Annotated in this window: 10 protein-coding genes, 1 pseudogene and 1 riboswitch; of the genes and pseudogenes, 8 read left to right on the forward strand and 3 right to left on the reverse strand. The window is 59.2% G+C overall.

What is annotated here, in order from left to right; all coding sequences use genetic code 11:
* The first annotated feature begins 198 nt into the window (after nucleotides 1–198).
* Nucleotides 199–424, forward strand: a riboswitch (cobalamin riboswitch).
* Nucleotides 425–703: 279 nt separating this feature from the next.
* The 5 genes from nrdH (at nucleotide 704) to BS630_RS04445 (ending at nucleotide 6,011) form a co-directional block, all read left to right on the forward strand.
* Complete coding sequence (gene nrdH / locus BS630_RS04425; protein WP_018243700.1) at nucleotides 704–925, forward strand: glutaredoxin-like protein NrdH; 222 nt, start codon at nucleotides 704–706, stop codon at nucleotides 923–925.
* A 14-nt stretch (nucleotides 926–939) separates the two neighbouring features.
* Complete coding sequence (gene nrdI / locus BS630_RS04430; RefSeq protein ID WP_077976448.1) at nucleotides 940–1,344, forward strand: class Ib ribonucleoside-diphosphate reductase assembly flavoprotein NrdI; 405 nt, start codon at nucleotides 940–942, stop codon at nucleotides 1,342–1,344.
* Nucleotides 1,323–3,527, forward strand: coding sequence for a class 1b ribonucleoside-diphosphate reductase subunit alpha (nrdE, locus tag BS630_RS04435; RefSeq protein ID WP_077976449.1), 2,205 nt, complete (start codon nucleotides 1,323–1,325; stop codon nucleotides 3,525–3,527). Before nrdI ends, nrdE begins: the two co-directional genes overlap by 22 nt.
* A 172-nt stretch (nucleotides 3,528–3,699) precedes the next feature.
* Entirely contained in the window at nucleotides 3,700–4,674 is a 975-nt protein-coding gene (nrdF, locus tag BS630_RS04440; protein WP_077976450.1) for a class 1b ribonucleoside-diphosphate reductase subunit beta, read from the forward strand.
* A 104-nt stretch (nucleotides 4,675–4,778) separates the two neighbouring features.
* A complete protein-coding gene (locus tag BS630_RS04445) occupies nucleotides 4,779–6,011 on the forward strand; it encodes an adenylate/guanylate cyclase domain-containing protein (protein WP_077976451.1) in 1,233 nt (410 codons plus the stop codon).
* A gap of 16 nt (nucleotides 6,012–6,027) precedes the next feature.
* Here the strand turns inward: BS630_RS04445 and queE are convergent, their stop codons facing one another.
* The 3 genes from queE to queC are packed head-to-tail and all read right to left on the reverse strand — an operon-like array spanning nucleotide 6,028 to nucleotide 7,819.
* Nucleotides 6,028–6,756, reverse strand: a complete 729-nt coding sequence (gene queE, locus BS630_RS04450) for a 7-carboxy-7-deazaguanine synthase QueE (protein WP_077976452.1) — start codon at nucleotides 6,754–6,756, stop codon at nucleotides 6,028–6,030.
* A complete protein-coding gene (queD, locus tag BS630_RS04455; RefSeq protein ID WP_025396142.1) occupies nucleotides 6,753–7,109 on the reverse strand; it encodes a 6-carboxytetrahydropterin synthase QueD in 357 nt (118 codons plus the stop codon). The genes queE and queD overlap by 4 nt, the downstream gene beginning before the upstream one ends.
* Nucleotides 7,109–7,819 (reverse strand): 7-cyano-7-deazaguanine synthase QueC, encoded by a 711-nt coding sequence (gene queC, locus BS630_RS04460; RefSeq protein WP_077976453.1) that lies wholly within the window; start codon nucleotides 7,817–7,819, stop codon nucleotides 7,109–7,111. The genes queD and queC overlap by 1 nt, the downstream gene beginning before the upstream one ends.
* Before the next feature lie 89 nt (nucleotides 7,820–7,908).
* Here queC and BS630_RS36315 point away from each other — a divergent pair, with 89 nt between their 5' ends.
* The 3 genes and pseudogenes from BS630_RS36315 to BS630_RS37815 form a co-directional block, all read left to right on the forward strand.
* Nucleotides 7,909–8,112 carry a hypothetical protein gene (locus tag BS630_RS36315; RefSeq protein WP_131643092.1) on the forward strand — a complete coding sequence of 68 codons (204 nt, stop codon included), beginning with the start codon at nucleotides 7,909–7,911 and terminating at the stop codon, nucleotides 8,110–8,112.
* A 131-nt stretch (nucleotides 8,113–8,243) separates the two neighbouring features.
* The gene (locus tag BS630_RS04465) at nucleotides 8,244–9,503 is read left to right on the forward strand and encodes an ABC transporter substrate-binding protein (protein ID WP_077976454.1); all 1,260 of its coding nucleotides are present in this window, start codon (nucleotides 8,244–8,246) and stop codon (nucleotides 9,501–9,503) included.
* 153 nt (nucleotides 9,504–9,656) lie between these two features.
* A pseudogene (locus BS630_RS37815) lies at nucleotides 9,657–9,768 on the forward strand (sugar ABC transporter permease); the annotation flags it as partial.

Raw genomic sequence — 9,768 nt, forward strand, 5'->3', positions numbered from 1 at the left:
CCTATCGACGATTCGGGCCCAATCTTGAATCGAAAATCGCGGGACCGGCCATAGGGTCGGCTCTCTTCATCGGGGCTTTCTCCACAGCCTGCTTTCCTTAAGCTTTCGTTATCCGTGTTTTTCACAGGAACGTAGCGATTTCAAATCTGTCGTAACGCAATGCACAAACCATCCGTTGACGCGAATTTGGATTGGCGTACTATATCTAGTGTTCGAGGTTCCATCGATTCGTAGGGATCGATGGCTAAGACGGGAATTCGGTGCGTTTCGCCATCATGGCGCGGCAATGCCGGAGCTGCCCCCGCAACTGTAAGCGGCGAGCAACTGTCCGATTTCAGGTCACTGGAGCATGATGCTCCGGGAAGGCTGGGACAGGGTGCTTTGACCCGTGAGCCAGGAGACCTGCCTCGAACGAAACGTCCACGGGCGGGGTGTCCGGAAGGTCGCGTTGCATGGCTGCGGGGAATCTCCGCATCGCGTTTCGCAGGCCCGAACCTTCGCCCCCGAAACCTTCGTATTGAGCCACTTCGGGGTGAAGTCATGTCAGTATCTCAGTTCAGGCCGCCACCCGCTAGAGGTAGAGGGCGGAGTACGCCCAGCGGCTAAATAGCCGCATAGCTCAAATCACCGAGATTTTTCGACGGATATCGACAGATTTCCGATCAATGTCCTGCGTCCCAATCGCGTCGTCACGAGGAATATTATGACCATCACCGTCTACAGCAAGCCTGCCTGCGTCCAGTGCACTGCCACCTACCGCGCTCTGGACCGCCTGGGTGTCGACTATGACATCGTCGATATTTCGCAGGATGCCGAAGCGCTCGATCGCGTCCGCAGCCTCGGCTACATGCAGGCGCCTGTCGTCATCGCCGGCGAGCAGCATTGGGCCGGCTTCCGTCCCGACATGATCAGCGCACTTTCCTGAGCTGAGGACAGACGATGGGGCTGATCGTCTATTATTCCAGCCGATCCGAGAATACCCATCGGTTCGTCGCCAAGCTCGGACTGCGCGCGGCGCGCATTCCGCCAATTGGCGCAGACGCGTTCCAAATTCGCGAACCCTTCGTGCTTGTTGTGCCGACCTATAGCGGCGACGGCGGCAAGGGTGCCGTTCCCAAGCAGGTGATCCGTTTCCTCAACGATGCGGAAAACCGAGGACACATCCGCGGCGTGATCGCTGCGGGCAACAGCAATTTCGGCGAGACCTATGGGCTCGCCGGCGACGTGGTCTCGCAGAAATGCCAGGTGCCTTACCTCTACAGGTTCGAGCTCATGGGCACCGAAGACGATGTCGCCAAGGTCAAACACGGAATGGAACGATTTTGGACACGGGAACAAATCTGACGCGGGATGCGGGCGCAAAACCGCATCACACATTGGCTCATCCCGCCGGCGAACGCCCTTTGAAAGTGGCGGAAGCGCTCGACTACCACGCGCTGAATGCGATGCTGAACCTCTATGACGACGAGGGGCGGATCCAGCTCGACAAGGATCGAATGGCTGCCAAGCAATATTTCCTGCAGCATGTGAACCAGAACACGGTGTTCTTTCACAATCTCCGCGAAAAGCTCGATTACCTCGTGACCGAGGGCTATTACGAGCAGGAGGTTCTCGACCAGTATTCCTTCAATTTCGTGCGGGATCTGTTCGACCAGGCCTATGCCAAGAAGTTCCGTTTCCCGACCTTCCTCGGCGCCTTCAAATACTACACCAGCTATACGCTGAAGACCTTCGACGGAAAGCGCTATCTCGAGCGCTATGAGGACCGCATCTGCATGGTGGCGCTGGCGCTTGCGCGCGGCGACGAGGCCCTTGCCCGCGACATGGTCGACGAGATCATTTCCGGCCGCTTCCAGCCGGCGACGCCGACCTTCCTCAATGCCGGCAAGAAGCAGCGCGGCGAACTGGTTTCCTGCTTCCTGCTACGCGTCGAGGACAATATGGAATCGATCGGCCGGTCGATCAATTCGGCATTGCAATTGTCAAAGCGCGGCGGCGGCGTGGCGCTGTCGCTGACGAATATTCGCGAGGCGGGCGCGCCGATCAAGCATATCGAGAACCAGTCTTCGGGCATTATCCCTGTCATGAAGCTGCTCGAAGACAGCTTCTCCTACGCCAACCAGCTCGGCGCGCGGCAGGGGGCGGGTGCCGTCTATCTCAACGCCCACCACCCCGACATCATGCGCTTCCTCGACACCAAGCGCGAAAATGCCGACGAGAAGATCCGCATCAAGACGCTGTCGCTCGGCGTCGTCGTGCCCGATATCACCTTTGAGCTCGCCAAGAACAACGAGGATATGTACCTGTTCTCGCCCTGTGACGTGGAGCGCGTCTATGGCGTGCCGTTCACTGAGATTTCGGTGACGGAAAAGTACCGCGAGATGGCTGATGACGCCCGCATCTCCAAGAAGAAGATCAAGGCGCGCGAATTCTTCCAGGTGCTTGCCGAAATCCAGTTCGAGAGCGGCTACCCCTACATTATGTTCGAGGACACGGTGAACCGGGCGAACCCGATCGCCGGGCGCATCTCGATGAGCAATCTCTGCTCGGAGATCCTGCAGGTGAGCGAGGCGAGCGAATATCATGACGACCTTTCCTACAAACATCTCGGCAAGGACATTTCTTGCAATCTCGGCTCGCTGAATATCGCGGCGGCAATGGATTCGGCTGATTTCGGCAAGACGATCGAGACCTCGATCCGGGCGCTGACGGCCGTTTCCGACATGAGCCACATTTCCTCGGTTCCCTCGATCGAGAAGGGCAATGACGAGAGCCATGCGATCGGCCTCGGTCAGATGAACCTGCACGGTTACCTCGCCCGCGAACGCATCTTCTACGGCTCCGACGAAGGCGTCGATTTCACCAATATCTATTTCTATACGGTGACCTATCACGCGATCCGCGCCTCGAATCTTTTGGCGGTCGAACGGGGCCAGATTTTCAAGGGCTTCGAGAACTCGAAATATGCCTCCGGCGACTATTTCGACAAATATACCGACCGGCTCTGGGAGCCGGCGACGGAGAGGGTGAAGGCGCTGTTCGAGACGGCGGGGATCCACATTCCGACGCAGGAAGACTGGGCCGCGCTGAAGAAGGCGGTGATGGCCTCCGGCCTCTATAACCAGAACCTGCAGGCAGTGCCGCCGACGGGCTCGATCTCCTACATCAACCACTCGACCTCCTCGATCCATCCGATCGTCTCGAAGATCGAGATCCGCAAGGAAGGCAAGATCGGCCGCGTCTATTATCCGGCGCCGTTCATGACCAACGACAATCTCGACTATTATCAGGATGCCTACGAGATCGGGCCGGAGAAGATCATCGACACCTATGCGGCGGCGACCCAGCATGTCGACCAGGGCCTGTCGCTGACCTTGTTCTTCCGCGACACGGCAACGACGCGCGACATCAACAAGTCGCAGATCCATGCCTGGAAGAAGGGCATCAAGACGATCTACTACATCCGCCTTCGCCAGATGGCGCTGTCCGGCACCGAGGTGCAGGGCTGCGTGTCTTGTACGCTGTGAGTTGATTTCGGCCGCGAGCCAGAAGCCCCCTCACCCTAACCCTCTCCCCGCTGGGGAGAGGGGGATTTGGTTGCGGATGACGCTGCCACAAGTCTCTTCTCCCCAGCGGGGAGAAGGTGCCGGCAGGCGGATGAGGGGGCGCCCAGACATATTCCTCAAGAGGGACCACCTAATGAACATGCAAATCAAACCCGCCTCGCGCGTGCGCGCCGTCAACTGGAACCGCATCGAGGACGATAAGGATCTCGAGGTCTGGAACCGGCTCACCGGCAATTTCTGGCTGCCGGAAAAGGTGCCGCTTTCCAACGACATTCCCTCCTGGGCGACGCTGACGCCGGCCGAACAGCAGCTGACCATCCGCGTCTTCACCGGATTGACGCTGCTCGACACGATCCAGAACGGCGTCGGTTCCATCCGGCTGATGGAGGATGCGGTAACGCCGCATGAGGAGGCGGTGCTTTCCAACGTCTCCTTCATGGAGGCGGTGCATGCGCGATCCTATTCCTCGATCTTCTCGACGCTGTGCTCGACGCCCGATGTCGATGATGCCTATCGCTGGTCGGAGGAGAACGAATTCCTGCAGCGGAAATCGGCGCTGATCATGGAGCAGTATCGCTCCGGCGATGCGCTGAAGAAAAAGGTTGCGAGCGTCTTCCTCGAAAGCTTCCTGTTCTATTCCGGCTTCTACCTGCCGATGTACTGGTCGAGCCGCGCCAAGCTCACCAATACAGCCGACATGATCCGGCTGATCATCCGCGACGAAGCGGTGCACGGCTATTATATCGGCTACAAGTTCCAGCGCGGGCTGGAACGGCTCGGCGACGAGCGGAAGCAGGAGATCAAGGATTTCGCCTTCGAGCTGCTGCTCGAGCTTTATGACAACGAGGCGAAATATACCGAGGCGCTCTATGACGGCGTCGGGCTGACCGAGGACGTCAAGAAATTCCTGCATTACAATGCCAACAAGGCGCTGATGAACCTCGGCTATGAGGCACTGTTCCCGGCTGAGGCCTGCAAGGTCAATCCGGCGATCCTGTCCGCGCTTTCGCCGAATGCCGACGAGAACCACGACTTCTTCTCCGGCTCCGGTTCCTCCTATGTTATCGGCAAGGCGGTGGCGACCGAGGACGAGGACTGGGATTTCTGAGGCTTGATCGCCGTCTGCCTCTTATCATTTGCTCTCTCATCGCCCACATTCAGCGGAAACTAGATTTAGTCCTCGCCGATGATGCGGCGTAGCGGGAGTTTTTGATGTCGTCTTTTTTGAACAAGGCCGGGATTGCCGTCGAAGCGGGTGAAGGTGTCTGGCCGATCCGCAGACGACGGATTCTTGACTGGCTGGTGAATGAGACGCGCGGCGAGCGGTTCATCGACAACATTTTGGTGGACATGTGCGAGAAGCTGCTGGCGGCAGGGGTGCCGGTGGCGCGGGCGACATTGCATTTCAGGACGAACCATCCACAATGGGTAGGTGCCCGCATTCTCTGGAAAGAAGGCCTCGCGGAAGCGAAGATCGACACATTTGCCTATGGTATCGAAAACACGCCGGAGTTTCTGAACAGTCCCGTCAACGCCATCCATCAGGGTTCGAAGGAGGTGCGCAAACGGCTGGAAGGCACAACCGACGGCGACGAGGGTTCATTCTATCAGGAACTGCGCGATGACGGCCTTATGGAGTATATCGCCTGGCCCCTCGAGCATACATTCGGCAAGCGGCACGTCGTGACATTTTCCACCAGCCGCCCGGGCGGTTTTACCAGCGAGCATGTCGATTTCCTGCGCGACCTGCTGCCGGCATTAACTCTCGTCAGCGAAATCAGGCTGAAGAATATCATGGCGCGCACACTGCTGCAGACCTATGTGGGACCGCATGCGAGCGAACAGATCCTGTCGGGCGTCACGACGCGCGGTAGCGGCGCGACCGTCGGTGCGGCGATCATGATCTGCGACCTGCGCGACTTTACCGCAATCTCCGATCTCTGGCCGCGCGACGATGTCATCCATCTGCTCAACGACTATTTCGACGCCATGTCGGACCCGATCGAACGGCATGGCGGAGAGATCCTGAAATTCATGGGCGACGGATTGCTGGCGATCTTCCCGTTAGCCAAGGAAACCGCCTGCCTCGATCTGCTGCAGGCGATCCGCGAAGGGCAGACATCGATGGCTGAGCTGAACGACCAGCACGTGCGCATGGGGCGCGAACCGCTGCGTTATGGCGTCGGGGTGCATGTCGGCGATGTCATGTACGGCAATATCGGCTCGCGTACGCGCCTGGATTTCACCGTAATCGGCCCGGCGGTCAACGTCGCCTCGCGGCTGGAAAGCCTGACCAAGGAGGTCAAGCGTCCGGTGCTCCTGTCACGAGCCTTCGTCGAAATGGCGGGCTGCGCGCAAGATATGGACAGTCTCGGCACCTTCCCGCTGCGTGGGCTTGGAGAGCCCGTCGATGTTTTCGCCTTTCCGGAGCGTGTTGCTGCATAATTCAGTGCAGGCGGCCTCATACTCCTCGTTTGTTTCCCCAGAGCAGCACGTGCAATTGCGGTAGTACGCGAACTTCAAACCATTGGTCGGCCGTCACCCTTTCGACAAGCCAGTGCATCCGATCCATCACGCCATCGAGATCGATGCGCGCATCGTCGTCTTCGGGCGGCGGCGGCGTATGATTGCCCGGCTGTAGGAACAAGGGAATTTGCGGATAGCGCTGACCCGCCTGCTGGGCGAATGCGTAGTCGGGTTCGTCGAAGACGACGACCTTCAATGCGACCTCCGGTCCGCCGGCGGCCAGTTGCAGGCAGTTATCCACCTGATCCCAATCCGTCAGCATTCCGCTCGATGGCGGTTTGGGGCTGATGACCAGGGTGTCGAGATCGCGAAACCAGCCCTGGGCGACGCTCCCCTGTGTCTCCAGTGCAAAGCGATATCCTTGCGTGTGGCCGAGCTCGATCAGTGGCCTTAAGGGCTGGATCGCCGGATTGCCTCCGGAAAGGGAAACCGTCAGTGGCTTGCCTCCGGAGAGTTTCATGACCTCCTGCCAGATGGTCTCGACCGACATGGGAATCCACTGATTCCGGAACGCACTGTCGACCGCGTGAAGGCTGTCGCACCAGGAACATCTGTAGTCACAGCCGCCTGTCCTCACGAACACCGTCGGCAGCCCGATCAAGGCGCCTTCACCCTGTATGGTCGGGCCAAAGATCTCGCTGACGCGAATGGTTCCGCCACTCACGGCCTGTACTCCGCCCAGGTTTTCGGCGTCTCGCTGACGCGAACGGACGATGTCTCAGGGAAGCGCTGCTTGCACCAGTCGTAGAAGTGCCTTGCCAGGAACTCGGAGGTGACTTTCGAATGACCGAAGACGTCGTTCAGGTGACGATGATCGAAAGTTTCGTCGATATAGCGCTTGAGCGGCGAGAGGTCGTGATAGTCACGAACGAAGCCGTCGTCATTCAGGCTTTCCGCAGCCAGCTCGACGACGACGATGTAGTTGTGACCGTGGAGCCGGGCACATTGATGCTCGGCAGGCAGGTGATCCAATTGATGGGAGGCGGAGAGATGAAACTCCTTGGTGATGCGGTACATCAACGCACCTCCGTGGCCGAGTATCGCGACACGGCCGCCTTCCAGAAATCCCGGTCTTCGTACTCCGTAGGATCGGGGACGTCGGCAAGATGGAACGCTTCACGGCGTTCCACGCAGGTTCCGCAGCGCCCACAGTGGAGCTCGCCGCCCTTGTAGCAGGACCAGGTTTCCGAGAACGGCGTGCCGTGTTTTTCGCCGTCAACCACGATCGCCGCTTTGGAAACATCGACGTAGGGGGCAAGCAGTTTAACGCTGGCATAACCGTCCAGCGCTTCGTTCTGCATGCGCTGGAAGGCATCGATGAAGCCCGGCCGGCAGTCAGGGTAGATGAAGTGGTCGCCGCCATGCACGGCGACGGCAACGGCATCTGCTTTTTGCGCGGCAGCCAAACCGAACGCGATTGCCAGCATGATGGCATTGCGGTTGGGCACCACAGTGGCCTTCATGGTCTCCTCGGCGTAGTGGCCATCCGGAACCTCGACATTGTCGGTCAGGGCCGATCCGCTGAGATGACCGCCGATGCTGGCGATGTCGATGATATGATGAGGAACGGAAAGGCGTACGGCACAGCTGGCGGCGAAGTCGAGTTCCTTGCGATGCCGTTGGCCGTAGTCGAAGGAGACGAGACCGATAAGCTGTTTTTCCGCTGCTACCTTGTGGGCAAGCGAAACTGAGTCCAGTCCGCCAGAGCAGACGACGATGGTTTTCATATTTTGGATCCCTTGTTTTGACCGGGTGGGCTGCGACCGGATTACGCGGTGCTTCTAGGACAAATCACGCGCCATGGAAACAGTTTTAAATGTCGGCCGTCACAGCTGAGCGGCTACCCGACCGGAAGGTCGATCTGCGGCGGCAGGAGGAGCTGAAGATTCTCGGCGTCCGGATTGTTGATGCGCTGCCGCAGCATGCGGCCATCGTTCCGTTAGCAATTCTGAAATTATCATATAATTCAATTGGATGCCACAATAACCATATTTTTCTCGGGAGTCGAGAAAGGACTTGACGACCAAGGCCTTATAACGTTTTAAATTGTTAACCGCGCGGAGGAGCGCGGCCGTGTGTTGCCCACCTGCAAGGTGGGAAACATCGGGCGGCGGGAGGGTCCTGCCGCCAATTTTCAATGGGAGGAAATTCATGAACAAGTTTTTGAGCTCGGCAGCTGTTGCTGCCGTGATGATGGCTGGCCTTAATGCGGCCCAAGCCGCTGACGTCAAGGAAGTTCAGATGCTGCACTGGTGGACGTCGGGCGGCGAGGCAGCGGCACTGAACGTCTTGAAGGAGGATCTTTCCAAGGAAGGGTTTGCCTGGAAGGACGTTCCGGTTGCCGGCGGTGGCGGCGATGCGGCGATGACGGCGCTGAAGGCGATGGTTGCGGCCGGCACCTATCCGACGGCCTCGCAGATGCTGGGTTATACCGTGCTCGATTATGCCGAGGCCGGCGTCATGGGCGACCTGACGGAGACGGCGAAGAAGGAAGGCTGGGACAAGTCGGTTCCGGCAGCCCTGCAGAAGTTCTCGGTCTATGACGGCAAGTGGGTTGCCGCTCCCGTCAACGTCCACTCGGTCAACTGGCTGTGGATCAACAAGGCGGTGATGGAGAAGATCGGCGGCACTCAGCCGAAGACCTTCGACGAGCTGATCGCCCTGCTCGACAAGGCCAAGGCCGCCGGCGTCATCCCGCTGGCGCTTGGCGGTCAGAACTGGCAGGAAGCGACGATGTTCGATTCCATCGTGCTGTCGACCGGCGGTCCGGAGTTCTACAAGAAGGCCTTCAACGACCTCGACGAGGAATCGCTGAAGTCCGACACGATGAAGAAGTCGTTCGATAACCTCGCCACGATCATCAAATATGTCGACCCGAACTTCTCGGGCCGCGACTGGAATCTGGCGACCGCCATGGTCATCAAGGGTGACGCGCTGGTGCAGGTGATGGGCGACTGGGCCAAGGGCGAATTCGTCGCTGCCAAGAAGACGCCGGATGCCGACTTCCTGTGCTACCGCTTCCCCGGCACCGACGGCAGCGTGGTCTACAACTCCGACATGTTCGGCATGTTCAACGTCCCTGATGACCGCAAGGCGGCCCAGGTGGCATTGGCGACCGCAACGCTGTCGAAGAGCTTCCAGTCGGCCTTCAACGTCGTCAAGGGTTCGGTGCCGGCTCGCACCGACGTTCCCGACACCGACTTCGACGCTTGCGGCAAGAAGGGCATCGCCGACCTGAAGGCAGCGAACGAAGGCGGCACGCTGTTCGGCTCGCTGGCGCAAGGCTATGGCGCTCCTCCGGCGATCGCCAATGCCTATAAGGATGTCGTCTCGAAGTTCGTACACGGCCAGATCAAGACCTCCGACGAAGCCGTCAAGCAGCTCGTCCAGGCGATCGACGACGCCCGCTGAGACCAGTGTGATGACAAATGCTTCCCCGCCTGCTTGGCGGGGAAGCTTCAGGCTCCGCGCCGATCATGCGGGATGATCATGCCCGGACAATGATGCAGAGCCGATCATGCCCGATATCATGCGGGGCCGATTGCGGGAAGGAGATGACATTCCATGAGCACCGTTGCGACCACCGATCCGGTTTTGACGCCGAGGCAATCGACGGGGATCTCGTTGAGGGGCCGGCTGCAGGATGCGCTGCCGAAGATCGTCTTGGCGCCGAGCT

Origin of the sequence: Rhizobium laguerreae (assembly GCF_002008165.1) — a bacterium.
Taxonomy (GTDB): Bacteria; Pseudomonadota; Alphaproteobacteria; order Rhizobiales; family Rhizobiaceae; genus Rhizobium; species Rhizobium laguerreae.